This window comes from Clostridium sp. 19966 (genome assembly GCF_032335695.1).
GTDB lineage: Bacteria > Bacillota > Clostridia > Clostridiales > Clostridiaceae > JACTOJ01.
On sequence record NZ_JACTOJ010000015.1, the window covers coordinates 94,367 to 120,675 of the forward strand.

The 26,309-nt window shown below is 33.0% G+C and carries 25 protein-coding genes and 1 pseudogene; 8 read left to right on the forward strand and 18 right to left on the reverse strand.

Annotated features, from left to right (window positions below):
- Positions 1 to 40: 40 nt before the first annotated feature.
- Positions 41 to 1,378 (reverse strand): amino acid permease, encoded by a 1,338-nt coding sequence (locus IAI10_RS15460; protein WP_315674193.1) that lies wholly within the window; start codon positions 1,376 to 1,378, stop codon positions 41 to 43.
- A 182-nt stretch (positions 1,379 to 1,560) separates the two neighbouring features.
- Here IAI10_RS15460 and IAI10_RS15465 point away from each other — a divergent pair, with 182 nt between their 5' ends.
- Entirely contained in the window at positions 1,561 to 2,946 is a 1,386-nt protein-coding gene (locus IAI10_RS15465; RefSeq protein WP_315674194.1) for a YheC/YheD family protein, read from the forward strand.
- 178 nt (positions 2,947 to 3,124) lie between these two features.
- Here IAI10_RS15465 and IAI10_RS15470 read toward each other — a convergent pair whose 3' ends face one another.
- The 3 genes from IAI10_RS15470 to IAI10_RS15480 form a co-directional block, all read right to left on the reverse strand.
- Complete coding sequence (locus IAI10_RS15470) at positions 3,125 to 4,471, reverse strand: YheC/YheD family protein (RefSeq protein ID WP_315674195.1); 1,347 nt, start codon at positions 4,469 to 4,471, stop codon at positions 3,125 to 3,127.
- A 24-nt stretch (positions 4,472 to 4,495) separates the two neighbouring features.
- Positions 4,496 to 5,863: a YheC/YheD family protein gene (locus IAI10_RS15475; RefSeq protein WP_315674196.1), complete on the reverse strand. Its 1,368-nt coding sequence runs from the start codon at positions 5,861 to 5,863 to the stop codon at positions 4,496 to 4,498.
- Positions 5,864 to 6,062: 199 nt separating this feature from the next.
- On the reverse strand, positions 6,063 to 6,425 hold the full coding sequence (locus IAI10_RS15480; protein ID WP_315674197.1) for a DUF4180 domain-containing protein: 363 nt from the start codon (positions 6,423 to 6,425) through the stop codon (positions 6,063 to 6,065).
- Between the two features lie 342 nt (positions 6,426 to 6,767).
- On the opposite strand from IAI10_RS15480, the gene IAI10_RS15485 reads away from it, so the two are divergent.
- From IAI10_RS15485 to IAI10_RS15495, 3 genes are all read left to right on the forward strand, one after another.
- Complete coding sequence (locus tag IAI10_RS15485; RefSeq protein ID WP_315674198.1) at positions 6,768 to 7,358, forward strand: GNAT family N-acetyltransferase; 591 nt, start codon at positions 6,768 to 6,770, stop codon at positions 7,356 to 7,358.
- Positions 7,359 to 7,592: 234 nt separating this feature from the next.
- On the forward strand, positions 7,593 to 8,102 hold the full coding sequence (locus IAI10_RS15490; protein ID WP_315674199.1) for an AAA family ATPase: 510 nt from the start codon (positions 7,593 to 7,595) through the stop codon (positions 8,100 to 8,102).
- Between the two features lie 47 nt (positions 8,103 to 8,149).
- Positions 8,150 to 8,665 carry a ClbS/DfsB family four-helix bundle protein gene (locus IAI10_RS15495; RefSeq protein ID WP_315674200.1) on the forward strand — a complete coding sequence of 172 codons (516 nt, stop codon included), beginning with the start codon at positions 8,150 to 8,152 and terminating at the stop codon, positions 8,663 to 8,665.
- A gap of 130 nt (positions 8,666 to 8,795) precedes the next feature.
- On the opposite strand, the gene IAI10_RS15500 is transcribed toward IAI10_RS15495, so the two are convergent.
- Positions 8,796 to 9,341, reverse strand: coding sequence for a hypothetical protein (locus tag IAI10_RS15500; protein WP_315674201.1), 546 nt, complete (start codon positions 9,339 to 9,341; stop codon positions 8,796 to 8,798).
- A gap of 253 nt (positions 9,342 to 9,594) precedes the next feature.
- Here IAI10_RS15500 and IAI10_RS15505 point away from each other — a divergent pair, with 253 nt between their 5' ends.
- On the forward strand, positions 9,595 to 10,410 hold the full coding sequence (locus tag IAI10_RS15505; RefSeq protein ID WP_315674202.1) for a GGDEF domain-containing protein: 816 nt from the start codon (positions 9,595 to 9,597) through the stop codon (positions 10,408 to 10,410).
- Between the two features lie 160 nt (positions 10,411 to 10,570).
- On the opposite strand, the gene IAI10_RS15510 is transcribed toward IAI10_RS15505, so the two are convergent.
- The 3 genes from IAI10_RS15510 to IAI10_RS15520 all read right to left on the reverse strand — a co-directional run bounded on the left by IAI10_RS15510 (position 10,571) and on the right by IAI10_RS15520 (position 13,235).
- The gene (locus IAI10_RS15510; protein WP_315674203.1) at positions 10,571 to 11,440 is read right to left on the reverse strand and encodes a methionyl aminopeptidase; all 870 of its coding nucleotides are present in this window, start codon (positions 11,438 to 11,440) and stop codon (positions 10,571 to 10,573) included.
- A gap of 27 nt (positions 11,441 to 11,467) precedes the next feature.
- Entirely contained in the window at positions 11,468 to 11,854 is a 387-nt protein-coding gene (locus IAI10_RS15515) for an AraC family transcriptional regulator (protein ID WP_315674204.1), read from the reverse strand.
- Positions 11,855 to 12,161: 307 nt separating this feature from the next.
- Entirely contained in the window at positions 12,162 to 13,235 is a 1,074-nt protein-coding gene (locus tag IAI10_RS15520) for an HD domain-containing phosphohydrolase (RefSeq protein WP_315674205.1), read from the reverse strand.
- Positions 13,236 to 13,584: 349 nt separating this feature from the next.
- On the opposite strand from IAI10_RS15520, the gene IAI10_RS15525 reads away from it, so the two are divergent.
- Entirely contained in the window at positions 13,585 to 14,124 is a 540-nt protein-coding gene (locus IAI10_RS15525; protein WP_315674206.1) for a hypothetical protein, read from the forward strand.
- 261 nt (positions 14,125 to 14,385) lie between these two features.
- Here the strand turns inward: IAI10_RS15525 and IAI10_RS15530 are convergent, their stop codons facing one another.
- The 7 genes from IAI10_RS15530 to IAI10_RS15555 all read right to left on the reverse strand — a co-directional run bounded on the left by IAI10_RS15530 (position 14,386) and on the right by IAI10_RS15555 (position 20,381).
- A complete protein-coding gene (locus IAI10_RS15530) occupies positions 14,386 to 14,514 on the reverse strand; it encodes a hypothetical protein (protein ID WP_315674207.1) in 129 nt (42 codons plus the stop codon).
- A 261-nt stretch (positions 14,515 to 14,775) separates the two neighbouring features.
- Positions 14,776 to 15,150, reverse strand: a complete 375-nt coding sequence (locus tag IAI10_RS15535; RefSeq protein WP_315674217.1) for a DUF956 family protein — start codon at positions 15,148 to 15,150, stop codon at positions 14,776 to 14,778.
- 203 nt (positions 15,151 to 15,353) lie between these two features.
- A complete protein-coding gene (locus IAI10_RS15540; RefSeq protein WP_315674208.1) occupies positions 15,354 to 16,265 on the reverse strand; it encodes a PTS system mannose/fructose/sorbose family transporter subunit IID in 912 nt (303 codons plus the stop codon).
- 19 nt (positions 16,266 to 16,284) lie between these two features.
- Positions 16,285 to 17,091, reverse strand: coding sequence for a PTS mannose/fructose/sorbose transporter subunit IIC (locus IAI10_RS15545; RefSeq protein ID WP_315674209.1), 807 nt, complete (start codon positions 17,089 to 17,091; stop codon positions 16,285 to 16,287).
- Positions 17,092 to 17,127: 36 nt separating this feature from the next.
- On the reverse strand, positions 17,128 to 18,105 hold the full coding sequence (locus IAI10_RS15550; RefSeq protein ID WP_315674210.1) for a mannose/fructose/sorbose PTS transporter subunit IIA: 978 nt from the start codon (positions 18,103 to 18,105) through the stop codon (positions 17,128 to 17,130).
- Between the two features lie 979 nt (positions 18,106 to 19,084).
- Positions 19,085 to 19,300: a DUF262 domain-containing protein gene (locus IAI10_RS24690; protein WP_396334401.1), complete on the reverse strand. Its 216-nt coding sequence runs from the start codon at positions 19,298 to 19,300 to the stop codon at positions 19,085 to 19,087.
- A 229-nt stretch (positions 19,301 to 19,529) separates the two neighbouring features.
- A complete protein-coding gene (locus IAI10_RS15555; RefSeq protein ID WP_315674211.1) occupies positions 19,530 to 20,381 on the reverse strand; it encodes an AraC family transcriptional regulator in 852 nt (283 codons plus the stop codon).
- A 186-nt stretch (positions 20,382 to 20,567) separates the two neighbouring features.
- Between IAI10_RS15555 and IAI10_RS15560 the strand changes: the two genes are divergently transcribed.
- A complete protein-coding gene (locus IAI10_RS15560) occupies positions 20,568 to 22,514 on the forward strand; it encodes a beta-galactosidase (RefSeq protein ID WP_315674212.1) in 1,947 nt (648 codons plus the stop codon).
- 444 nt (positions 22,515 to 22,958) lie between these two features.
- Here IAI10_RS15560 and IAI10_RS15565 read toward each other — a convergent pair whose 3' ends face one another.
- The 3 genes from IAI10_RS15565 to IAI10_RS15575 form a co-directional block, all read right to left on the reverse strand.
- Entirely contained in the window at positions 22,959 to 23,537 is a 579-nt protein-coding gene (locus tag IAI10_RS15565) for a flavodoxin family protein (protein ID WP_315674213.1), read from the reverse strand.
- A 16-nt stretch (positions 23,538 to 23,553) separates the two neighbouring features.
- On the reverse strand, positions 23,554 to 23,703 hold the full coding sequence (locus tag IAI10_RS15570; RefSeq protein WP_315674214.1) for a hypothetical protein: 150 nt from the start codon (positions 23,701 to 23,703) through the stop codon (positions 23,554 to 23,556).
- A 234-nt stretch (positions 23,704 to 23,937) separates the two neighbouring features.
- Positions 23,938 to 24,888 carry an aldo/keto reductase gene (locus IAI10_RS15575; protein ID WP_315674215.1) on the reverse strand — a complete coding sequence of 317 codons (951 nt, stop codon included), beginning with the start codon at positions 24,886 to 24,888 and terminating at the stop codon, positions 23,938 to 23,940.
- 181 nt (positions 24,889 to 25,069) lie between these two features.
- On the opposite strand from IAI10_RS15575, the pseudogene IAI10_RS15580 reads away from it, so the two are divergent.
- A pseudogene (locus IAI10_RS15580) lies at positions 25,070 to 25,528 on the forward strand (MerR family transcriptional regulator).
- Positions 25,529 to 26,309: the final 781 nt, after the last annotated feature.

Below are 26,309 nucleotides of genomic sequence, written 5' to 3' on the forward strand. Positions count from 1 at the left end.
GAGTAAAACTATTATTGCAAGTTTTACTCTTTTATTTTACTTACTCCTTGGCTTTAGTATATATTTTTTTGTATACATAAAATGGTATTCCTGCAAGCATTAATATGAATCCATACATAACAGTTTCAGCACCTGTACCATATATAGCATATATCGAATATGCAAAAGCTAATAAAGCTGCAAATGAATGTTTTATGATATTAAACAGGCTAGCCTTAGCGCTACCCTTTGACAATAGCATTATTTCAGCTGCAGCTGTGAAGGTGTATACTGGCAGGACTGCTAAAGTTGAAAGAAGTAATATAAAGTTAAAAGCGGAGGTCAGACTTGAAACATAATTAGTAATAAGAAGTATATTTGTGCCCACACTTGCTATTATTATAGCTACATATGGAGTCTTAAACTTAGGATGAATTTTCATAAAAATGCTTGGAAAAAGCTTTTCTTCAGCAGCTGCATAAGAACACCTGCCAGACACTAATATCCATCCAGAGATTGTACCAAGAATGGAGATTATGGCGCCTAGTGCTATAAAGCCTCCTCCCCAATTACCGTCTGTAGCAGCATTTATAATATCTGCAAGAGGTGCATTGGATGACGCTAATTTAGTTTGAGGCATAGCCCCCATTGCCAATATGCTGATTAATAAGTATATTACCGCCACAATAGAGGTTCCATATATTGTGCTTCTTCTAATAGTTTTTTCGGGATTTTTTATTTCACCTGCAGGGAGGGTAGCACTTTCCAATCCTAGAAAGCACCATAAAGTAATGCTTACCGCAATTGGCACAGTGGAAATACCAGCTGCCTCCTTTGAAGATACGGTATTAATATTACTCATTTGAAAATTCATAGCTGCAATACCAACAAAAATAACTAAGGGTAAAATTTTAAATATGGTAGTTATTATTCCTACATATCCTGCTTTCTTTACCCCTCTTACATTTATAATTGTAAATATCCATAGTATGCTGGTACATACTAAAAACGCTATTAATCTGCTGCTAGCAATCACAGGAAAAAAGTAAGATAGATAACTCACCGATGCTGTTATAATCGCTGCATCTCCAACCCATATGCCTATCCAATAAGTCCAAGCAACTAGGAATGCGGGAAGCTCTCCAAAGGCAGCTTTGGTATAGACTATAGGTCCACCAGTCTTTGGCATTACTGCGCTTAGCTTTGCAAAGCTTAAACACAATAGAATAGATCCAATTGATGTAATAATCCAAGCAATAATTGTTGATTTAGGATTTGAGGCAGCAGCTAACCCTTGAGGAATCATAAAAATACCAGAACCAATAGTGTTTCCGATCACAATAGAAATCGCCGCCAATAGTCCCAATTCCCTTTTCATATTGGAAGAATCTTTATTCATTTGACAATCTCCTATTAAATATAAAATATTTATTCTTTTTCTCGTAACAGTATATTCAATATAATTTTTAGGGTGAAGTAAATATCTGTGGATGTAAAAAATATATAGAATATCTGGCATCTTAATAACATCTTAAGCTTCTTTAGAATATATTAAAGTAGCAATTTATAGGAGTGTTCCCTGTGTTTAATGAGGTTAATATAAATTATATTTCATCAGATAACTTAAAAACATGTTATATCACAGAAGCTACATTACAGCAAATCAAACTTTCAAGAAATCTAGATTATATAACCTTGTCTGTAGCTTCAATAACCATAAAATTAAATATTAAGATTATAGACGAAACATTTGCTAATGATCCTAGTATCTCTTTCTCAAATGATTTAGAGCAGGTGATTCATATTCCTGATGGCACCTTATTGCAAATCAACAAAATAAACGAACGCCACATAGAATTAGGTCCTTTAATAGGTATTTTTGTAAATCAAATAAAAGTTCAAGAGCTTATTTCCGGCACAAATATTTCTGAGTATGTTCAATTTGACAGAGCCTGCAAAAAACTAAGTGGATTTTGCTACTTTTTTTCAAGAGACAATATTGACTGGGAAAACAACCTAGTGCTAGGAATATTTAGAACAAACGATAGCTGGGGCACTAGTATATTGCCTCTAGCAAAGGTAATATATAATCGAAATGTAGAAGGTAACTGTGTTTATGAAAGCTTAGAATTAAAAAGCAGGCTGCCAATGGATTTTATAATGCTAAATAACACTCCAAAATTATCAAAATGGGATACCATGCAGCTCTTAAAATCAAATCCCGAGTTAGCAAGCGCAGTTCCAGAAACAGTCTTGTATACTAGCTATCTAGATGTGGAAAAGTTTTTAGGGAAATATGCCAGCGCATATCTAAAGCCTAATTTATTAAGTAAAGGAAGGGGCGTTTTTAAGATTTCAAACCTCTCTGCAAATAACTTTAAGGTTTCTTATAGAACTAAAGACCTGAATCATGTAGTAGTGATAGATGATTTAAAAAAGCTTGATATTTTACTTAACAAATATTCAACTGATGGAGGTGGATATATTATACAACGTGAAATTAAAAAAGCTTTTTTTAGAGAATCCCCCTTTGATTTCAGGCTTTTATATCAGAAGGATTATAAAGGTAATTGGAAGCCTGGGGGTATAGCCTCTCGTATTGCAGCAAATGGAAGCATCATAACCAGTCCGAGGAGCGGAGGATCAGTAGAGGATTTTTCATTGGTTCTAAAAGAAGTTTTCTATGAAGATAGTGCAACAAAAGGCGGTCTATATGAAAAAGTAATTAACATAGGCAGAGAAATATGTTTATCAATAGAAGCAGAATTCGGAACTTGTGTAGAGCTTGGTATAGATATGACCATAGATGTAAGACATAAAATTTGGATAATCGAAGTGAACGGAAAACCTTTAAGAGTGAGCCTGGAGAGACTAAATAAACCCGAGGTTATACTAAGGTGCAACAGTCAGCCTATTGAATATTGTGTTTACTTATCAGGCTTTAAATCAAAGAGTATATGCTGTTAATGTTCTGTTTTAAGGGGCTGTTGCGCAATGAAGATACAGTTATTTAAAAGAGAAATAGATAAGAACAAATTAATAAACAAAAATGAAGAATTAAAAATTTACGCTCCTATCTCAATATCTTAAAATAAATAATCTTTTTGCAACGCCCCTAAAACTTCATTCAGAATAGCCTTATATATTAAAAACCAGTCAAATATTTAGAGTATTCATATATAGATAGATTTTGAAGCGGTATACTCTCAAAATCTTCAACTCCTTCAACCAAATCCTTATCAGGCTTCGTATTAGCTTCAATAAACCAGAGCTTTCCTTGCATATCAATAGCTATATCCATCCCAAGCTCTCCAAAGGAATCAAAGGTTTTTTCTAAATAAGAAGCGATTTTAATAGTTACTTGTGCTATTTCATCATAGGATGGAATATGAACCTTAGAATTTTTTGTGCATAAATGTTTATAGATATTACCATAATATTCACATCTTCCCCCTGCGCAGTAGTTTGTAATAGTGTAATTTGATTTTGCAATTCTTGCCCAGTTACCAATAGTTCTCCATTTTCCTTCCCTATCCTTAATGATTAGAATTCTCATGTCAAAGACTTGATCCTTATATTTCAATAATCTTATTCCCTCTTGAATTATAAATTTCCTACCAGCTGTATATTTTTCAATATAGCCTCTTAGTTCTTCAATATCCTTTAATTTAAGCTCCTTTAGCTCTGCAGAGTAAAACACAAGCTTATACATATCATCAATTTTTTCTATAGCTATTACCTGTCTCCCTCCACTGCCGTGAGAAGCTTTTAGAAATATAAAATCATTTTGTTTTAACATGATTAAAACATCATTAAAATTGGTATATTCCATAGTTTTAGGAAGGTAGCAATTAACCTCTGAATATTTAGAAAGCCTTTCAAAGGTCTCCCATTTCCCAAGGTAATCTTTATTATTTATAAATTTTATTTTGAGATCATCCTTAAAATTTTTTCTTATTTGCTTTGCCAAAGGCTTCTCTTCTTTTTCAAAACCAACAGCTCTGTCATAAATTACATCAGGCATTGGAAACCATCCATTAATCCACTTTTGGCTTTCAAAACAAAAGGTATATCCTTTTATCTTCTTTTGTATCCAATCGATATCGTTAATAGAAAAATAATAACAATAACAGTGCTCCACAACACCTGCTCTTCCATTATAGGTAGGTGCACTATCCTCACTACAATTAGAGAAGGTATAATTATTAATAAATAGGCCAATTACTGGGCCTAGAAATATATCCTCATCAGCTCTCTTAATTTTTAATGTTAAATTATTGTATAGACATAGTTTCGTAAATATAGATGCCTCTAAAAGCATATATTCACTGTCTTCCTCCGATGGAGCAATATATAAACGATGATTTATTTGACCTACATGCAAACAATACTCTACCTTTTCTGATAAATTTAAAAAGTCAAATACTTCTTTTGGTATTACACAATTTACACCATCAGCTCTTGGAGAAGCTTCTTTAATTCTTACCTGCATTAATTTCACCTCTAAATTATATTTTTATTTAATCCACAAGTATTTTGCATACTCCAAAGGATTGATGAATGCCTTTTGGATGGTGTCATTATCATAAGAAATATATAGAGTATCCTTACCTGGTTTCGCATTGCATTCAATAAACCAAATCCGCCAATTCTTATCAATTGCAAAATCTATTCCAATTTCTCCAAAGGAACCATATGATTTTTCTAAACAGCTAAAAATGGTAAATAGGAACCTTCTAAGCTGCATTTCAAGCTGATCAATCTGATTTTCTGTAAAATTATAATTTTTCTTAAAGAACTCCTCAATTGTATAGACAGATGAACCTGATCTAGTGCTGGTTATTGGACATTCTTCTTTTCCTAATCTTACAGGAAAAGCTGTAACTCCCAAGTTTCCTCTGCCATTTTTTTGCACAGTTGCTCTCATATCTATATTTCTGTTACCCAGCTGCAATACATCAATGGCAATTTGTATTATGAATCTTTTATCTTTAAATAGCTCTTCAATCTTGGAAATTAAATTATCAAAGGAATCTATATCGAACTTAAAGGAAGTGCCCATGAAATGGCTCAGCTCATAGGATTCTTCTGAGTGTTTTATCAATCTTACAACTCCTACTCCATTATTCCCTAAGCAATCCTTTAAATATAAAGTAGAGCTTAAATTAAGCATCTTAGTTAAATCTTCTGGTTTATTATAAAGAATGGTCAGGGGTAAATATTTAGTCATTTCTTTATATTTGATGAGTTCATTGTATGCATGCCATTTATCGAAAAAATACTCTGCATTTATCTTTTTAAAATCTTCCGTACCTTCCAGTTCTTTTCTGATATTATCGGAAATCATTTTTTGAGATTTTAAAGTTCCGCCGCCTCTATCATAAAGTATATCTGGATAGGGATATAACTTTTTTTCCCACTGCTCTGTTTCCTCGTTAAAAAAAGTACCATTTATCTTTTTATGCTCAAAATCCACATCATGCACAGAAAAAAAGTACAGTATCGTAGAGCAGCTTTTATTAGCCTTCATCAATTCAATAAATCTAAAATTAGCATTTTGTAAATTAGCCTTTCTTACACTTCCATTACTTTGGAAAACACCTATTACAGGACCCAAGCTTAGCTTACTATTTTTAATTTTATAATTGATCTCCATTTTATCTTGAAGTCCTAATTCTTCAACTAGATATTCAGGAATTTCTATTGTATTCTTTGTATTATTTAATTTGTACTCTACTTCTATCTCTGACATTCCAACCTTAAGCTTTACATTAGATTTATCATATATAAAATCACCTACCCAACGAGGCAGGCTAATAAGATGACCTCTTTCTTGGCCATTCCCATATGCATTTGTAGCTGCTAATAAGAATTTGTTATCCATCACTTTTCACCTTCTAAAATTATCTACTGTATAAAAATCACATTTAATTTATCACTTAGTTTATATGATTGAATTATTAATAGTTCATTAATATATAGTATTCTGCAGTATATTCTTTGTGAGGATATTATAGTTCATATAGGCAAAAGATGTGTGAAATAAAAAAATCCTCATCATCAGAGGATTTTTCTCCCTACGCTTACAAATTTGAGATCCAAATTTCAGCATCTGGAATATTCTTGAATGTTCTGAAATGATTTCCTTTGTTAGCCTCCATAATCATTTCTTTAAATCTATCATTAAGCTTTTCTGCCTCTTCAATAATAATAGCAACTTTTACATGATAGTTTATAAATTTTTGCAGTGCCATACCTGCTAATCCTGTTTTAAGATTAAAGAAATCCTCTGATAATACATTAGAATGCAGTATTATCGTATAAATGTCATTCTCCATGCATATAGATATGCAATCCACCACATCCTGCTCTGAAGAAAGTTTCATCAAATCAGAAGCAAATTCAATATATTTATTGTTATTTTTATTTATCACTCTGTAATTCAAACTATTCACTCTCCCTATAAATTACTTTTTTCTAAAAGTATAGAATCTATGCTCAAATTATAATAATTTTTTCTATAACGGTCAAGCATTTTATTATATTTTATTAAACTTTATTGTATTTTATTGAGTCTATTTTACAATATATTAACGTTGGTAAATTGAAAATTGCTTGGTTTTATCTGATAGAAAAGCCTTTTATAATTAAGCTAAGTGAACCGTACCATAAGTAATAGTATATTTACAAAATATGTTATAATATAAATAGGATCAAATCTGAGTAATAGGCAAATAGTAATTTACCGACTTAACTACAGATTATTTATATTTATACGGAGGGAAAACATGAATATTACTATCAAACCACTCATACCGAGGCTTTCAGCCGATTACTTTGACTTCTTCGAAAATCGGGCGTTCACAGATAATTCCCCGTATCGGTGTTATTGTCAGGTCTATCAAATGTCCAAGGAGCAGCAAAAAGCTGAGTTTGACAAAGTAGACGGGGCTGACATAGGTCGCGTGTCACGAAAAGTCGCCGAACGACAGATTGATTCGGGCGCGCTTCGGGGATACTTGGCTTTTGACGACGGCGTTGCTATTGGCTGGTGCAACGCGAACGATAAAGCGAACTTCCCCATCGAATCGTGTACCGGTGAGCGCTTTTACGCACCGGCTGAAAAGCTAGAAAAGGCCGTGGTGTGTTTTGAGATTGCTCCTGAATATCGCGGGAAAGGAATTGCCACTGCTCTTTTGCAGCGCGTGATTGACGATGCGAGAGCCGAAGGCTATATCGCCGTCGAGGGTTTTCCCGTTGTGCGCGACGAGCGATTTGAATGGGATTGCACAGGCCCTCTTCGGCTGTATGAGAAGGCTGGATTTGTCAAAGTAGCTGTTCAAGAGAAGAATGTTGTTATGAGGAAAGAGTTGAAATAACAACGAATAGTATAAGCATAACATGAAGATGCCAAATTCCATAATTTGAAATACAACGTCTATACGATTTCTCTAAAATTGCAGTCTGTCAGATCACAAGGAAATTTCTTAACAAGCGTTGGCTATTCATTGGATACATTCCATGATTATCAAAATCTTGCGGCGGTACTTTTAATTGGAGGTACTGGATGGGGAAATCAGCATTTAATTATATGTTGCAGGGAGGAAAATTGTTTGGAACGTATTTTAATTATAGGTGGTAATGGATGTGGAAAAACGACATTAGCGCAAAAATTAGCTAGAAAATTGGAACTTCCTTTAATTCACCTTGATATACTATATTGGAGAGATAATTGGCAAAATGCTTCAAAAGATGAATTTGATGATTTGTTACTGAAAGAACTTTCAAAACCGAAATGGATTTTAGATGGAAATATTAATCGTACAATACCTCTTAGATTAAAGTATTGTGATACATTGATTTATATGGATTTCTCACGCACTATATGCGTTTATGGTGCTATAAAGAGAGTTATAAAAAATTATGGGAAAAGCCGCCTTGATATGGGTGGATATTGCCCTGAAAAATTTGATAAAGATAAAATTGAGTTTATAAAGTCTATTTGGAAGCATGATAAGGAAAATAGAAAACGCTTTTATGATATACTCAATAATGAAAGTGCTGTAAATAAAATAGTTTTGAAAAATCGAAGGCAAGTAAATAAGTTTTTGCAGAGATTATGAAAATACTACGAAGCTGACAAATTCCAACTTGAAAGCGGGGTGTAAAAGTGGCAGGATACCAAAATAGACAAGAATTGATTTTAGAAATTTCAAATCGTGCAAAACTATTCATCGAAGAATTTAATGATATTGATGAAAAAGATAAAGATAGGTTAATTGATGGAGTTGACAGAACGCCTACTCAAATGATTGCCTATCAGTTAGGGTGGATGAATCTCATTCTTGATTGGGAGAAGCAAGAACGGCAAGGGCATGTTGTTATCACTCCAACTCCAGCCTATAAATGGAATAATCTCAGTGGTTTATATGAAAGTTTTTATAAACAATACAAAGAATATACTCTCAAGGAGTTAAGCACTATGTTTATAAAGGCAGAACAGCAAGTTATTGAAATGATTAACAGTTATACAGATGCGGAATTATTTCAGCAAGGCGGAAGAAAATGGTCATCATCAACTCCATCCAATTGGGCAATATGTAAGTGGATTCACATCAATACTGTTGCACCGTTCAAGTCCTTCAGAACAAAAATACGAAAGTGGAAAAAGTTGCAACAAATATAAAAATCTCAACTACAAATTTTAAGTTATATAACCGATTGAGAAATAGTAATTTATCATATCCAATACCACCCACTAGCTATAGTGAAATAGTTCACCAATATCCCAGAAATATTCCGACTAAAAAAATTCGTTATTGTTTCTTTTCAAATTCAGTATTCCACTTATCGTTCTTTAACCAGTTGAATAGCTGACTGCATTGAATATAACTTTTTTGTTTATCCTTATTAATCTCCAGTACATCAGTAACACATTGGGCTTTTGCGATCCCCTGTACTACGCATGCAGGTTGTATTTTTATTTCGTGCTTATCGGAAGTAGTTATATACAGTGTTGATGGTGCGATATTTGCATTAAATATAGCATTGATTTGATCTTTAGGTATTTCGCCTTTATATGGTTTAGCTTGTTGCAACCAAGCTGTAATTTCATTTATAGTAGTTTTTTCATCTTTAGGTATCCACCAAATGGAAGCAGGAGAATCATCTGATAGACTAACGTTTTCAATGCTTTTTAGTTCAGATTCAGACATAGCTACAGTGCTACCAGTCATTTGCTGTGTCAATCCTGAAGAAGTGGTTGTTTGTCTTTGAATCTGATTACTCTTGCCCTCTGTAATGAAGACTAGAGACATTAAAGAAAGAAGTCCACATATTATGATTTTTTGATGCTTCTCCATACAAATCCTCCTGTTAGGACCATATCATGCCAATATACGCTGGCATATATCAAAATTGTACTATAGTTAGAATATATTTACAAGAATAATGTCTGGATTACCTCCCCCTTAAAATGTTATTTGTTTACGTATAACTAATAGAATGTTAAATGATGCTATAACAAGGGGGAAATAAAATAACAAAGCTGTATAAGCACACATATTAAAAAGAGAAGACTAAATACATAAAACTAAAATCAATGAGGTGCAATATATGAAGAAAAAACAAAGTACATTAAAGATTACCGCAGCATACGCAGCTTTTAGCCTAATATGGCTAATATTTTCTAACAAGGCCTTAGGCTGGCTTTCCAATGATATTGAAGTAATAATGAATATTGATCAGTATAGAGGATATTTTTATGTTATTCTATCGGCTGGTCTCCTATACTTTGCAATAAATAATATGGAGATAAGATATATAAGTAAGATAACAACCTTGAAAGCCCAAAACACAGTTTTAAAGCAAGATATGGAAAGCATCGGAGCAAAACTTCATTTTAATGAGTATACAAATAGAAAGCTAGAGGGCTACGCGAATATTGATGAACTTACAGGACTTTATAACAGAAGAAAGGGATTAAAGCTTATAAGAGAACAAGTAGATCAGTTAGCAACCCTTGAAGATTCGATACTTATCGCATTTATAGATATTGATGATTTAAAAACAATAAATGATACCTTTGGTCATATTGAAGGTGACATTCTGCTTATATCTGTAGCAACGATAATAAAAGATTCCTTAGCCAAAAAAGATATAATATTCAGATATGGAGGGGATGAATTCTTGGCTGTGCTTCCAGGAGCCAGCATGAAGGATATGCAAGGAATAAGTAACCGATTGGAAGCAGCTATATCAAGCTATAATGCATACAGCTTGAAAAGCTATGCAATAAATGTAAGCATTGGTTTTTCAGAATGCAACGCCAAAAATTGCAGAAATATTGAAGAGCTTATTCGAGAAGCTGACGATAAAATGTATGCCAACAAGAGAGCTAAAAAACTAAATTTAGTTAGTAATTTTAGTTAACTAAGAGATCTTGAATTTAAGCTGGGCTGAATATCTTCACTTGTAATAGAATAGTCATGGATTTTCTATAAACCGATGTAAAGAACTGCTTTCAAGGCAGTTCTTTTTTAGACCTTCATACGGTTCACCCTATCTATTTAACTGCGGTTTTTATTAAAAGTTAATATGCTAATACCTCATATCCATCGCTTGTAACCAATACCATGATTTCCTCTTGAGCTGAAGGCTGCCCATCTGCCGTATAAAAAGTCCAATCATTTTTCTTATCTAAAAATATTTCGTCCGTTCCTGCATTAATCATTGGCTCTATGGTAAATACCATGCCTGGTACCATCAGCATATCTGTTTTTTTCTTAGAAACATAGCTTACCCAAGGATCTTCATGAAATTCTAATCCAATTCCATGTCCTCCAATTTCTTTTACTACAGAGTATCCATTTTTCATAGCATGCTCATGTATTGCATATCCCATATCTCCAAGAAATCCCCAAGGTTTTACTTGTTTTAACCCTAAATCAATACATTCTCGCACAACGCGAATCAAATTTTCCTTCTTCTCACTTACATCTCCAATGCAGAACATTCTAGATGAATCCGAAAAGTATCCTTGATATATGGTTGAAACATCAACATTGATAATATCTCCGCTTTTTAGTTTTACATCTTTTGATGGTATGCCATGACATACCTGTTCATTAATAGAGGTACATACACTTTTGGGAAATCCTTCGTACCCAAGTTGTGCTGGTACAGCACCAAACTCTACTGTTTTTTCATAGATAAGCTGGTTAATTTCTTCTGTGGTCATACCTTCCTGTATATGCTCAGCAATATAATCTAAAACAGCAATATTAATTTTTCCACTTTTACGTATTCCTGTTATCTGTTCAGTTGTTTTTATAATATTCCTAGGTGGGACTATATGTCCCTGTGCTTTATAAAACTCAATTCTACTATCAAACTCGGCATGGCATTTTTTGTATTTTTTCCCACTGCCACACCAACATAAATCATTTCTCCCTAATTTCATCCTACACTCCATTTACTAATTTATTTTTTAAATTTCCACAAATTTATTATTTGCAACCGGAAGGATATTAGGTCTCACATATAACTGAATAGCTACCAAAGTCTTTCTATATTGATTGGGGGTGTATCCATAAGCATCTACAAAAGCCCTTGTAAAACTTTCTTGACAGGAAAACCCATACTTTAACGCTATATCCAGAAGTCTATCCTGTGTATTTTTCACTTCTATTGCAGCAAGAGTTAATCTACGCTTTGATAAATATTGTTTAAAAGTAATCCCCATATATTCATGAAACTTATTTGAACAATAAAACTGAGAGTATCCAACGTAATTTGACATTTCAGCCAGCGTTGGATTTCTTGTAATATTAACTTCTATCCAGTTGACCATATTTTCTACCGTATTAAGCGACAAGTATACTCACCTCCCTGTAAGAATATTGTACTAGATTCTTTAATTAAAAACTTAACATAACTTGCAATAATTCTACTTATTTAAATGCCCTATCAAATATTATATATCTTAAATGGCTGCACCTTCAATTAATGCCACAAATTCAACTGCTTCAAGTTATAACTGCAAAAAAAGGCGACACAGACACTATTTTTACAGCAAAACTTATAGAAAAATAGCTCCAGCAAAAATTGCTAGAGCTATTGGTATGTAACGGAGAGATAGGAATTTAGTCGGAACTGCTTTAGTCATCACTATTCTTTCCAACTTACATAGCAAGGCTTTCAATATATATGTCCTTTTCCTTACTTAAATCAAGCAAAACACTACCGTCAAGCAATATAGGATTTAGCAGATCATCCATATTCACTTTAACAACCTTGCATTTACGTTTATCGCTTAGAATTACCTCTTCTCCAATGTAGAAATTCGTCATATGTCTTAAAAACATATTGCAATAATTAAAGTCGAGCTTTTCAAAACTTTCTTGCCTAATGATATTAAGTACATCAAAAGGGCTTCTAATGTCTTCGGAGTAACTTCCTGAACTAATTTCATCAAATAAATCTGCAATTGCAATTATTTTTGAGAATTTGTGTATTTTATCATTCTTAAGTCCAAATGGATATCCAGATCCATCCATACGTTCATGATGCATTAATATTCCATAGCCCACAGAGGGATCTAAATACTGGAATTTTTTTATAAATTCATAGCCAATGATAGGATGTGTCTTAAATATCTTATATTCATTTGTAGTTAGCTTACTACCTTTTTCTATAATACTTTTATCTAGTTTTGTTATACCAAAGTCATGCAGCACCGCAGAGTACATCAAAAAATTCAGATCCTTCTCAGTAACCCCTAACCACTTTCCAAGTATAAAGCTAATAACCCCCACATTCAGGCTATGTCTAAAAAAATTTTGTTCTGTGTTTCTGTTAATAGCAATATTTTTAAGAATTGCATCTGTTGCGGTAAATTTATCTTGAATGTTTTTCGTAAAAACTCTCAACTCGTCTATATCCGTTCGCTTTAGGTCTGATATACTATCTAATGTTTTCTCTAAATCAGCAGAGAAGCTATTTAAAATATTCTCAATTTCATCAATTGTTTTCAAATTAAATGAAATATTATTATTTAATTTCTTTTCCAGCGAATCACTTTCAACATATACTTCAACACTATTTATTAAATAAGACTTTTTAAGCTGAGTTAATACTAGTTCAGTAATAGGTTGGTCTTTTGCTAGTAACATATTGTTTCTTTCATATATATCAGCAGCAGCTATCATTCCCGCTTTTATATCACTGACTGATATTGATTTTTTGTGACTTGACATTCAACTTCACCTCCGACGCAATAATTAACGTTTTCGAATGTACACTTTAATTACATTATCGTACTATAATTTCATTTCTAAAGATGGTTTTTAATCTTAATTATAATTTTAACCATTCCAAAAATTCTATGTCATTGATTATACGGTTCATCATTCAATCTATAAAAGATGGTTAGTGCTATTTGGCATCTCTAATGGATATTTATAGTAAAAAACAATTGGATATATATTCAGATCAATTTAAAATTACATATCTAATATTATCGATTAATATACATATAATAATTGGTATTTTAATCATTTTATTTATTTTTGTGCCTTGCGCACGGCGAAGGGAATGGCCGTTAGTATGAGAAAGATTTGGTATATAATTTTATCCACTTTATTTATATTAATATTTCTAGTATGTTATCTATGGACTACAGGTACACTTAAATATTTTAATACAAAACCAACTGATTTGAGTAAAGAAAATATAAATAACGTATATCTAAATAAAAATTATAATCTAAAGGTAGCAGAAGAAGCCTTTGGTGTAGTTACAAAGAAGGTGGATAATTCTAATTACACAGATTATGAATTTACTTCATCTTCTACTAAAATAGCAACTGTAAGAGTTCATAATAATAAGATAATTGGAATCTTCACACAAGATTTTGATGATAGTTTAAGAACAGAAAAAAATATTACTTTTACTTCCTCTTTTGAAGATATCGTTAAGGCATATGGAAATAATTTCAAAAAGTCAATTTACAAAGATGAGATGGGGAGCGGAGAGAGATATGATATTACGTTTGTCGATAAGAAAAATAAATTTAATTTAGTTTTTGAATTTACGAAAATTGATAATAATGATAAATTGAATTTTATACAATTCTCTAAATATTAAGTATGTCCGTTTTGAATATTCTTATATTGTACAGCACATGATACTAACCTGTGCTAATTTTAGGTGAGCCTAACATGGGCGGTAATTTTGTGGTAAAGATTAAGTATATACTTTACATGATAGTCAAAAAATCTTGGTAGCAAAAATAATAACTTTTTTCATAAAATAGTTCCCTCAGTTATTATCCTTATAAGCTTCACTTAATTTGGACTTATTTTCTTTCTGTAACTTTTCATGCTTTTTCAATATATTTATTATGCTTTATGACGGCTCTAGAGTACGATAGCTTGTGCTTGTTTTAGGATCCTTTAGTATTGTTCCTGAATAGGTGCTTACAAGATTATTGCTAATAGACATCTTTCCTTCATCCAAGTTAATCTCGCTATCCATTTTCGTTTAGTTTTTTCCATTTCATCGTCAAAGGGGCGACGTAAGCACCATTTTTACAGCAAAATTTATAGCAAAATAGCTCCAGCAAAAATTGCTAGAGCTATTGGTGTGTAGCGGAGAGAAGGAGATTTCAACTCCTGGTACGACTTAGAACCGTACGCCTGATTTCGAGTTGTGCTGAGAACTTTTTTATAGTATTTAGCATTGATGAACGCTTGTTTTTATTTGTGTTTATTATACCAAGTACAAAATTCTTTAATATCAACTCTTCTTAAATATGGATTTCACCGCTCGTTTTACCACATCAAAAAAACTTAATGAATAAACCATCCGATTTGGATCAACATAATTTCGAACAGCACGAAGCACTTTTTTTACTTCTTTAGAAGAAAAAGTATAAGTACCATTTTTCTTCGTTCGGATTGCATATCGTGGAATCCATTTTCCTTTAAATAATACGGATGCAATTACATAGTCAACCTCTTCCCAAGGAATTTGAATATATTTGCGAGAATCACGAGAATTATAGAACTCAAAACCTTTATCGCCAATCATGATTTTGCCATAATCTGAAAAGCCTGTAAAAGCTGTTGCATCAATTACAAGATCCACCTTTGTATTGAGTGATTGAACCATCCCACCCACCTCTTTTCTACTTATACACACATTTATTTTTATTATATATTTTTTATATGCTTCTATCAATTGTTCGAAAGTCCATTAAAAGCAACATATATTTCACCAATTTATTTCATTAGTATTGTAAAAATTGTTTTTCTCACTCTGCTTTATATGTTACAAAAGCCCAAGCTAAAAAGCTTAGGCTAAGTAAAAAAGTGTTACATTAAACCGATCAAGTGGAAAACAATACCTATTGCGAATAATCCAAGAATAATGATAATTGGAGATACTTTCTTCTTAAGCAGCCACATACAAATAAGTGTAATTAATAATCCTGCAAGACCAGGAATTAATGAATCTAAGTTATTTTGTAGTGTTGTAACTTTAGTATCAGTTAATGACATACCTGATCCTTGTTGCAATAGAGCTTGCTTGATGCCTGATGCTCCAACAGGAAGTTTGTCCCAATCTATAAAGGCACCCTTACTTAACTTAACAGATGATACTATTGGTACAAATTTAACAGATACCCATCTGTTAACTAATGATCCTAAAATGAACATACCAAGAATGGATGCTCCTTTTGTAATATCTTGTAGTAAATTACCTGATAAATCATCACTAATATGAGATCCTGCTTTGTAACCAAACTCTTGTGTATACCACATAAATGCCATACGGATAATATTCCAAGCAATGAAAAATATAATTGGTCCAAGAATGTTACCACTCAAAGCAAGTGAAGCACCTAATGCCCCTAAAATTGGTCTTACAGTGAACCAGAAAACTGGATCTCCAATACCAGCTAAAGGTCCCATCATACCAACTTTAACACCTTGAATAGTTACATCATCAATTGGCATACCATTTGCACGTTCTTCTTCCAACGCTAATGTTACACCAACAATTGGTGAAGCTACATATGGGTGAGTGTTAAAGAACTCTAAGTGACGTTCTAATGCAGCTGCTCTGTCTTCTTTGCTCTTATATAATCTTTTGATTGCTGGAATCATTGCAAACGCCCAACCACCATTTTGCATTCTTTCATAGTTCCAAGAACCTTGAAGGAAAAATGAACGGAACCAAACAGAAATACGATCTTTTTTACTTAATTTTAATTCTTTTGACATTTTCTTGTTCTCCCCCTTCTTAGTATCTATCAATTAGATCCCCTAAAGGATCACCAGTATTTGAACTTACACCATTTCCTTTACCACCTTGTTTGCTAAGTGCTAAGTAAATAAGAGCTATAGCTACACCGATAGCACCAAGTCCAATAAGTGTAATTTGTGAGATAGTCGCAAGTACAAAACCAATTGCAAAGAATGGCCATACTTCTTTTGTAGCCATCATATTGATTACCATTGCATAACCAACAGCTACAACCATTCCACCACCAACTGCTAAGCCATCTGTTAACCAAGCAGGCATTGCAGAAAGTAATGAACTGATTGGACCTGCACCAACTGCTAAAACCAAGGCTGCTGGAATTGCAATACGTATACCTTGTAAACAAATAGCAGCTATTTGCCACATTTCAATTGCTCTGATATTTCCTTTTTTAGCGGCAGCATCCATAAAATGTACAAATGCTGTAGCTATTGTACGGCAAATAATTGTTAATAATAACCCTGCAACTGCTAGAGGAACAGCTATAGCAATTGCTGAAGCAACTCCTGCTTGGCCTTGACCTCCAAGAACTAGAATGATTGCAGATGCAACAGATGCAAGCGCTGCATCAGGTGCTACGGCAGCACCGATATTTGCCCAACCTAAGGCCATCAATTGAAGACTACCACCCAATACCAAACATGGTAGTAAATTTCCTGTAACTAAGCCGATTAATGTACAAGCAACTAATGGTTGATGGAATTGGAATTCATCCAATATACCTTCTATACCAGCTAGAAACGCTACAATAATGACTAATATAATTTGAACTATATTTAAAGTCATGGTTATGAATCCTCCTTTTTTATTGAAATAACTAAATTATTTTACCTTTTTTAATTCTTCTTGTGCTTTTTTAAGTATTTCGTCCATATTTCCTTTTGAGTCATTTGGTACCTTACGAACATCAAAATTAAGTCCAGCTTGTTTTAGCTTATTGAATGCATCAATATCTTTTTGATCGAAAGCAAGCACTTTGCTCGGTTGAACCTTACCTATAGAGTGAGCCATTGAACCAACATTAATTGTCTTTAGTGGTATTCCACCCTCTACTGCTCTAAGTACATCTTGTGGATTTTCAAAGAGAAGCATTGCACGCTGTCCACCAAAATGCTCTTTATCCTTTGCAATCTTAATCATATGATCAATTGGAACAACATGAGCTTTAACCCCAGGAGGAGAAGCTTGTGTAATCAAATTCTTACGAAGCTCATCTTTGGCTACTGCATCTGACACTACAATAATTCTTGTAGGATTTACAGTTTTTGTCCAAGCTGTTGCTACTTGACCATGAAGTAAACGAGAGTCAATACGAGCTAAAACATATTCGAATGATCCAGGTTTACCTAGATTAGATTGTTGAGTTGAAGCCTCATTAGATTTATCAGTATGGGCTGGTTCCAATGCTTCAGGCTTAACTTTAACTCCTTCTTTACCTGCTTTTAAGATATAAGTCGCAATTTCCTGTGCAGATTCCATTGAAAGACGTGCACCATAAGCTTCAATTAACATTGGTAGATTCATACCAGCTACGATTGCCCATTTATCTTTGTGTTCTTCAAATAGACCATTCGCTTGGTTGAATGGTGTACCACCCCAAAGATCAACTAAGATTAAAACCTCATCTTGGTTGTCAAGTGATGCTATTGCGTCTTTCATTTTTGCTTTAAGATCATCAGGTCCTTCACTGGGCATCAACGTAACAGCTTTTACATTTTCTTGTTCTCCGAAAATCATCGCACCGGATTGCAAAATGCCTTTAGCAAATTCTCCGTGACTAGCAAGAATAATTCCTACCATCTTTATACCTCCTATTTTTTATTTATTACAGTAAAATTTATAAATAAGTTTTAAAAAAACTATAAGCAATTTTTATATACTCTTATCTTATTTACACTTATATTATTAGCAAGTATCGTGCCAACAAAGTGTATCAAAAAATTTTAAAGCACTTAAAGGTATGTACCTTAGGGCTTTAAGCTTTAATCTTAGCCATTGAAATCTTTTTCTTCAATACACTTTATTTACTTTTTGATACTCTTTTATTTTAATTTCATGTTATTTTGATATACTTATTCAAACATTTCTGTAATATAACAAGTTTCATCTTCATTTAACATAATATTTAATATATCTCTCAACATATCATTTACTTTATTGATAACTTTTATTATATTTTCTTTTATCATTTTTATATATTAAACTGTCCTTAATGATAGCGCTTTCAAGAGCACAACCTATATGTATAATTAATTTAATACTCAGAGTATTACCAAATTTTTTATTCATGTTTTTTTCTAATACACTTGTAAACTTTATCAATACACTTATTATTTTATATGGATTTAGATAAGTCAAAAACTGTTTCAAACTATCTTCACACAAATTTTTAAGTTCGGATTAAACTGCTAATCCAGGCATGCAGTGTTTACTCTGAAAAATGCTACATATTTGCTTGCTGCCTGGCATAACTACGTCGGTAATCAAGTCCGGGGCCCGCTTCCTTATGCAAAGCTAAAAATGTGATAACAGCACATTTTGTTAAAGCTTTACGCCCTGACGGGTTCAAATTCTTTAACAAAAATAAAAAAGAGTCTACTTTACTAGTAAACTCTTGCGTTTCACTCTAATGAACTAAATCATTAGGATATCCTTTATGATGGATAATTCCATATTCAAGCATTAATTCATCTGTCAAATATTTAACTCCCTTACAATGCAAATCTCCTACACATCCTTACTTTCTTCATATTTCAGATGCTTATTAACAATTTCGTGATTAATAATACAAAATTTCTGTTATATAAAAACCTTTTCCAAAATCTAAAGCATGTCTTCGTTGCCTTCCATCAAGTAACCAATCTATCCTATCTGGCTTATTACAAGAGTTAATTATTACAACCCCTATTGGATATCCTTTAAATACACTTATACATAACTTAAAGTTATCGGTTGGCTTCCACGTCTGTTTCCTCTGAAATCTTGGTAACTTAATTCTACAAAATTAATAAATACCATTTACACTACATATAATGTAAAAAATAGTAGTATATCACTTATGATACGATATTTGCGGCTAAAAATAACCTTAATCAAGTTATTTCAATTACTAAGGCTACTTTGGCATTTACTTATGGTACGGTTCACCGTAGCGTTTATAACGTAGACTTTTTTAGTTATTGCTTGAAGATTATATATAAATATAGGTAATTACATTCATTTTATTATGGTTGAAGATTCCTATAATTTGTTGGTGAATATCCAGTTATTTTTTTAAACACTTTGGAAAAATGAAATTGATCGGTAAAGCCTAGAGAAATACTTATACATAATATAGATTTGGCCTTTGAATGCAATAGTTCACAAGCTTTTTGTATTTTTAAACGAATATAATAATCATATGGAGTATATCCCGTTTTATCTTTGAATACACGAATAAAATGATATTTTGATATTTGCGAATAGTCAGCAAAATCATCTAATGTTTTATTATCACATACATGTTCTAACATAAATTCAATTACTGCTTCAATTGTTGTACCTGGTTGGCCAGAAAACGGCCCATTTGCGCGAATTAAATTTAATTCTGAAAGTATAAGATGAGTGTCAGAAGATGCCACCAGCAGATTGGCAGTAGTATATCCCATTTTTAAAACTTCAAATATATGCTCAAATCTTTGAATAATATTTTGGTTGATACCTGCATTAAAGACAGGGCAGCAGGTTGAAATTCCAATGCATTCCATAAAAATTAAGCCTTTATTTCCCCTAAAGTGTAACCAATATTTAGTCCAAGGATTAATTTTATCTGCACCGTAACTATGAATAATGTTGGGTGGACAAATAAACAAATCACCTGGGTATATATCATAATGCTTATCATCAATTTCAAGCCAACCCTTACCATCTGTACAATAAATAAGCACATATTCATCCAAGCAACGTTTATTCACTAAATGTCCAGCAGCGTGAAAATAAATACCAGCACTTGCAAGAATTAAATCATGGAAAAGTCTGTTTTGTAAAAGTTCAAAAGTTATATTGTAAGGTGTATAATAACTAATTTGTTGAAACATAAAGACTCCTTTTTAACGAAATACTAATAAGCAATATTATACATATATAAGACAATATTATCAATGGAATACTAGTATACTAAATAATATAATGACAATATAATATATTTCTATATTAATAAACTGTAGTCGTGAATAACGCAAATTTTTGTATGTAGGTTAAAATAACGTTTGAGGAGGAATAAAATGATAAAAATCGGTGTAGATTACTATCCAGAACATTGGGATGCCGCATTGTGGGAGCAAGATGCAGATTTAATGAAAGAAACAGGAGTTAAATTAGTAAGGCTAGCTGAATTTGCATGGAGTAAATTATCTCCAAGTGAAGGAAGTTATGAGTTTGAGTGGCTAGATAATATAATTTCAATTTTTGAAAAGAGAGGAATTGATATAATATTATGTACACCTACTAGCACACCACCCTTATGGTTATATCAGAAATATCCTGAAACTATACAAGTTGGTCGTGATGGGAATAAAATAGCTCTAGGCATTCGTGGACATCGTTGTTATAATAGCAAACTTTACCGAAAATATGCTGAGGATATAATTGAAAAATTAACCACTCGTTACAGCCAAAGGCCATCCGTTGTTGCTTGGCAAATAGATAATGAAGTGGAATCAAATTTCTGTTGTTGTGAAGAGTGTACAGATAAATTTAGGAACTGGGTAAAAAATAAATATGGAACCATTGAAAATGTAAATAAGGCATATGGAAATAATGTCTGGAGTGGAGAGTATTCTGATTGGAATCAGATAATACCCCCTCTTGGAAGTTATCCGTATACATGGTATAACGTAGCTTATATGCTAGATTTCCACAGATATGCTTCGGAAAGTATAACGGAATATGTTAATTTCCAAATGAATATAATTAGAAAAAATTGTCCAAGTACGAAGATTACTACTAATACATGGATGTGTGAAAATTTTCCTGATTATCATGATCTTTTTAGAAATCTGGATTTTGTATCCTATGATAATTACCCTGCAACCAGCATTCCCGATGATAAAGAAGCTTACTATTCCCACGCCTTCCACTTAGATTTAATGCGAGGCGTAAAACAAAAAAACTTCTGGATTATGGAACAACTTAGTGGAACGCCAGGTGGATGGATGCCAATGCAGCCGACACCAAAGCCTGGTATGATAAAAGGCTATTCCATGCAAGCTATTGCCAGAGGTGCAGATGCAGTAATTCATTTTAGATGGAGGTCAGCAATATCCGGCGCTGAAATGTTTTGGCACGGACTGATTGACCATAGCAATGTACCTGGGCGAAGATTTAAGGAATTTGCCGAGCTGTGTGCAGAAGTAAATCAAATGGAAGATTTATCAGAAAGTCAAATTATTAATCAGTGTGCTATTATTTATACTTTTGAACAAGATTGTGCTCTAAAGATTCAACCACAATCAGATGGATTTCATTATTACCAGCAATTAAAAGCATTTCATCATGCCTTTACTTCTATGGGAGTTGGCGTTGATATTGTTAATGATTCCATTGATTTAAGCAAATATAAAATTGTTGTTTTACCTACCATGTATATAGTGAATCCAGACTTTACAAAGAAAGTCTATGAATTTGTTGAAAATGGTGGCATTGTACTATTGACAAATCGAAGCGGAGTAAAAGATTTAAATAATAACTGCATAATGGAGCAATTGCCAACGGTTTTTTCTGACCTTACAGGATGTGTTGTTGAGGAATACGACGCTATTGGATCAAGATATACAAATGTGAAAGGAATAAACAATAATATATATAAGTGCACTAAATGGTGTGATATCCTTGAAGAGAAAGGTGCTGAGGTGCTCGCTACCTATGATGATAATTTTTATAAAGGCAGAGCAGCAGTTACGATAAATCAATATGGAAAAGGATATGCCTATTATTTAGGGACTGTAGGTGATAAAGCTTTCTACAAAGATTTCCTTCAAGAGTCGCTAAAAAGAGCAAACATTTCTTATGTATCAAATTTGCCAGACAATGTAGAAATTAGTATAAGACGTAAAAATAATATAGATTACTTATTTATATTTAATAATACGGAAAAGTCAGTAACCTTTCAATACAAGGAAATGAACTTAGAACTTGAACCATTTAAAATGATTTTAGAGAAGTTCAACTAAGCAGATAGAATTGTATATTATAGGGTGTTGGCAGCACCCTATTTTTATTTGCTACATTTCTTATTTCTTCTAACCCTATCAAAGCCACTCATATCAACGGTTTCAAGGAAAGTCTACGTTATTTATGATACGGTTCACCGTAACGGTTATAACGTAGACTTTTGTAAATTTTTCTGCCGATGTCATTCTGTTAACTCCTGAAGCTAAGGAGGTATTGTTTGATACTGCTATTAGTACTTCAATTGTTTATATTATCAGACTAATTTTGAAACATAATCTCTTTATACGTCACTTGAATATTAAGATTAAATTTCTTGTTCTTGATATAGAAGTTAAAAAAAGAGATAAAACTCATAACAAACTGTGAGCTTTATCTCTTTTTAGTATATATAAGGTAAAAATGTTCCCTCAAATTTCCAATGTAGCTGTAATGTTCTTTTCTTATTATTTTTTATTGGAATGCATTTGCTTAAGTAAGAAAGCTATGTTCTGCCCCAGGTTTTTCATGTTGTTTATACCCTCTGCATCCCTCAAAACATCGCCAGGCATTTGTCCATAAACCATATTCCAATAAGTAGAACCTACCACAAACATTTCGTGATTCAAAAAGAAATGATTCATGGTATCAATCGCAGTCAATGCACCACCACGTCGAACAGCTGCCACAGAAGCACCAACCTTGTGTTTCAGCAACCCAGGGTTCATATCACAGGCAACAGCTGCACGTTCAATGAATGCTTTCATATTAGCTGAAACATCTGCTGAATACGCTGGTGACCCAAGAACAATACCATCTGCTTGCACCATTTTTTCAAAAACTTCATTAAACACATCTTTGTGATGGACACAGTTTCCTTTTCCTCCACATGCAAAACAGGCTTTACATGGTTCGATAACCTGCCCTGCAAACTGTACAAGCTCTACTTCAATCTCTGTGCTATTTAACTCTTCAAGCACTTTTTGGATAATTATAGCAGTGTTGCCATCTTTTCTTGCACTTCCGTTGATTCCTAAAACCTTCATTTTCTTCTCCTCCATATCAATCAATTCCAAAGCCTTCTATTCCATTATTTCCTCTTGCATCTGCCATTTCCCGCTGAAGCTCCAGCTGTGGAAAATATACGTGTGATTCCACTTGATTGATTGCTGGAATTACCTCATATGAGCGAATGAACTCACTCGTTACCATACATCTTATCCGTATCAATCAAGCAATAACCAACTTCCAGTGCATCTAAAATGCAACGTTCGCCTTCTGCTCCGCTGATATCCCATGGTCAAACCTCAAAATTGGCATCTGAACTCCGTTGTTTAATGTAAAATAATTCATCTTTCCTCCTACATAACAACAGAGCCGATATCTCTGTACTACTCCTACAAATATACCGACTGCTGTTTATTTGCCAATTATGAGACAATCAGTTTAGATCATGGATTTTTCCCATTCACGAAGTGTTGAAACGCCTGTCTTATCAGCTAATGCTTCCATTCTGCTAATTTCTTCTGCATTCAATTCAATCTTGGCAGCTTTTGCAGCATCTTCTACATGGCTTATTTTTGTAACGCCAATAATTGGAACTGTTCCATTTGCAATAGCCCATGCTGTTGCAATCTGAGCAACACTTGCATCATGAGCTTTAGCAATAATCTTCATTTCATTTACTAGAACCTCCAATTCAGGAAGTGCCTGATTATAAGAATTTGCACGTCCACTTCCTTCTGGGAAAGGATGAGCTTGGTCATATTTGCCAGATAAAGCACCCTGCTCCAGAACCATATATGAATAGAAGGTAATTCCATTTTCCTTGCAATAATCAAGAATACCAGCTTTTTCAGAAGAACGGTGCAATAGGCTGTAATGATTTTGCACAGCGGAAACCTTCAGTCCTGCCTCTGCAAAGATTTCATTTGCTCTCTTGATTTCTGCTAAATTATGATTAGAAACACCAATAGCCTTAATTTGCCCGCTTTTAGCAAGTGGAATCAACTTCGGTGTCCACTTCTCAGAATCCTTAGGATTATGAATCCAGTAAATATCAATCACATCTGTATGTAGACGCTCCTTACTTCCATCAAGCATCTCCTGAACTGCATCTGGCGACTCACTTGCAACCAATGGTGTAAATTTTGTAGAGATAATGACATTTTCACGAGGTTCATTTTTTGCAAAAGCCCCCAAAATTTCTTCTGAAGCTCCCATACCATATACATAAGCTGTGTCCCATAAATTCAATCCAAGGTTCATCGCTGTATCAAATACAGGCTTAAGATCTGATTCTGTAAGATGGTTGCCAAAAACCTGATCTCCGCCTACTGCACCAGTCCCCCATGACCAAGCCCCAAGTGCGATACGTGGTCTATTATTTTGATTCATAATAATATTCCTCCTAATTTCTACGATTATAATTGACACACACTCTATTGTGCGATATTATATATCATAAACTTGAGAGTACACTCTCAGTCAAGGAGGTTCTTAAAAATTTTCGTTGGATTAAAAAATCGTAACTTTAATAAGCCTTTTGAGAAGTATCAAAAACAAGTGAGGAATAAAAATGTACTATACAGTTAGTGAAATATCCAAAAAAATTAATATATCTCCGCATACCCTTCGTTTTTATGCTAAAGAATGACTAATGCCATTTGTTGAACGCAGCCAAAGCGGAATCCGTATGTTCAAGGATGCTGATTTTGAACCTCTTTGCATGATTCAATGGCTAAAAAAATCAGGGATGTCAATTAAAGAGATAAAGGAATTTATGAACTGGTGTATTCAAGGTGATGAAACAATTAACCAGCGGCTCAACATGTTCAGAGAACAGCAGAAAAAAGTTACAGAACAGATAGCGGAATTACAGAAAACTCTCGATTTGATCAAATATAAATTCTGGTACTATGAAACTGCGCAAGCCGCTGGGACATGTGCTGTACATGATTCCTTAATACCGGAAGATATTCCCGAAGGCATTCGGAATTTAAAAGAAAAAATGGAAGAAATATATTTTAATAAATAAATAGAAATTTTAAACTAAATTAATATAAAATGCTAATGCTCTACCCTATTTCCCTTGGTAGAGCATTAGTTCTTATCTTAAAATTTTCACTTTATTTATCTTTAAACCTCAACTCATATAATGCCATTGCTTTTTCTCATAAAACTAGTTACACCAAAGGTTACGAGGATAGTCTACGTCATTTGTGGTACGGTTCACCGTAACTTATTACAACCAAACGATTTTTATTATGAATTAAAATTGCTATGTTCTTAATATAACCTAAAAAAGAAGGCTGTAACAAGCCTTCTTAATTTTTATGCAAAACTTTCATCTAAAATTTGACTTTTCTATTTATTCCACTTACAATAAACACCAATACGAAACTTAAACGGAATATAAAAGACTTTAAGGAGTGAAAAATAATGTTTAATAAAGAAAAAAGAATTTTAGTACAAGCCCTGAGAAAGCAATTTACTAAAATTCTATCAACTAAAAATAACTAACATTTATTATGTAATATACAATATCACAGGATAAAACTTTTTTCAAGTTTTATATAGGATAAATATATAAGAAGTTGATAGAATCGGTAAGGCTTGTACATTAAATTCTTTAGAAATAAAGATTTTAATAATGTATAAGCCCTTTTTTGTTTTCTATATTCCTCCAAAAGGAGGGATGTAAAATGATGTAACTGGCAAGTACTTTGGGAGAAATTTCGGCAAATAATTTTACTGAATTTTTTCCAGTTGTTTTTGTTTGAACAAGGATTCCCTATGTTCTAACCTAAAGCTCTTAC

Coding starts and splice junctions, on each gene's coding strand:
- IAI10_RS15460 (WP_315674193.1), bottom strand. CDS start 1,378: ATGAATAAAGATTCTTCCAATATGAAAAGGGAATTGGGACTATTGGCG.
- IAI10_RS15470 (WP_315674195.1), bottom strand. CDS start 4,471: ATGCAGGTAAGAATTAAAGAAGCTTCTCCAAGAGCTGATGGTGTAAAT.
- IAI10_RS15475 (WP_315674196.1), bottom strand. CDS start 5,863: ATGGATAACAAATTCTTATTAGCAGCTACAAATGCATATGGGAATGGC.
- IAI10_RS15485 (WP_315674198.1), top strand. CDS start 6,768: ATGAATATTACTATCAAACCACTCATACCGAGGCTTTCAGCCGATTAC.
- IAI10_RS15500 (WP_315674201.1), bottom strand. CDS start 9,341: ATGGAGAAGCATCAAAAAATCATAATATGTGGACTTCTTTCTTTAATG.
- IAI10_RS15505 (WP_315674202.1), top strand. CDS start 9,595: ATGAAGAAAAAACAAAGTACATTAAAGATTACCGCAGCATACGCAGCT.
- IAI10_RS15510 (WP_315674203.1), bottom strand. CDS start 11,440: ATGAAATTAGGGAGAAATGATTTATGTTGGTGTGGCAGTGGGAAAAAA.
- IAI10_RS15520 (WP_315674205.1), bottom strand. CDS start 13,235: ATGTCAAGTCACAAAAAATCAATATCAGTCAGTGATATAAAAGCGGGA.
- IAI10_RS15525 (WP_315674206.1), top strand. CDS start 13,585: ATGAGAAAGATTTGGTATATAATTTTATCCACTTTATTTATATTAATA.
- IAI10_RS15530 (WP_315674207.1), bottom strand. CDS start 14,514: ATGGATAGCGAGATTAACTTGGATGAAGGAAAGATGTCTATTAGCAAT.
- IAI10_RS15535 (WP_315674217.1), bottom strand. CDS start 15,150: ATGGTTCAATCACTCAATACAAAGGTGGATCTTGTAATTGATGCAACA.
- IAI10_RS15540 (WP_315674208.1), bottom strand. CDS start 16,265: ATGTCAAAAGAATTAAAATTAAGTAAAAAAGATCGTATTTCTGTTTGG.
- IAI10_RS15545 (WP_315674209.1), bottom strand. CDS start 17,091: ATGACTTTAAATATAGTTCAAATTATATTAGTCATTATTGTAGCGTTT.
- IAI10_RS15550 (WP_315674210.1), bottom strand. CDS start 18,105: ATGGTAGGAATTATTCTTGCTAGTCACGGAGAATTTGCTAAAGGCATT.
- IAI10_RS15555 (WP_315674211.1), bottom strand. CDS start 20,381: ATGTTTCAACAAATTAGTTATTATACACCTTACAATATAACTTTTGAA.
- IAI10_RS15560 (WP_315674212.1), top strand. CDS start 20,568: ATGATAAAAATCGGTGTAGATTACTATCCAGAACATTGGGATGCCGCA.
- IAI10_RS15565 (WP_315674213.1), bottom strand. CDS start 23,537: ATGAAGGTTTTAGGAATCAACGGAAGTGCAAGAAAAGATGGCAACACT.
- IAI10_RS15570 (WP_315674214.1), bottom strand. CDS start 23,703: ATGGTAACGAGTGAGTTCATTCGCTCATATGAGGTAATTCCAGCAATC.
- IAI10_RS15575 (WP_315674215.1), bottom strand. CDS start 24,888: ATGAATCAAAATAATAGACCACGTATCGCACTTGGGGCTTGGTCATGG.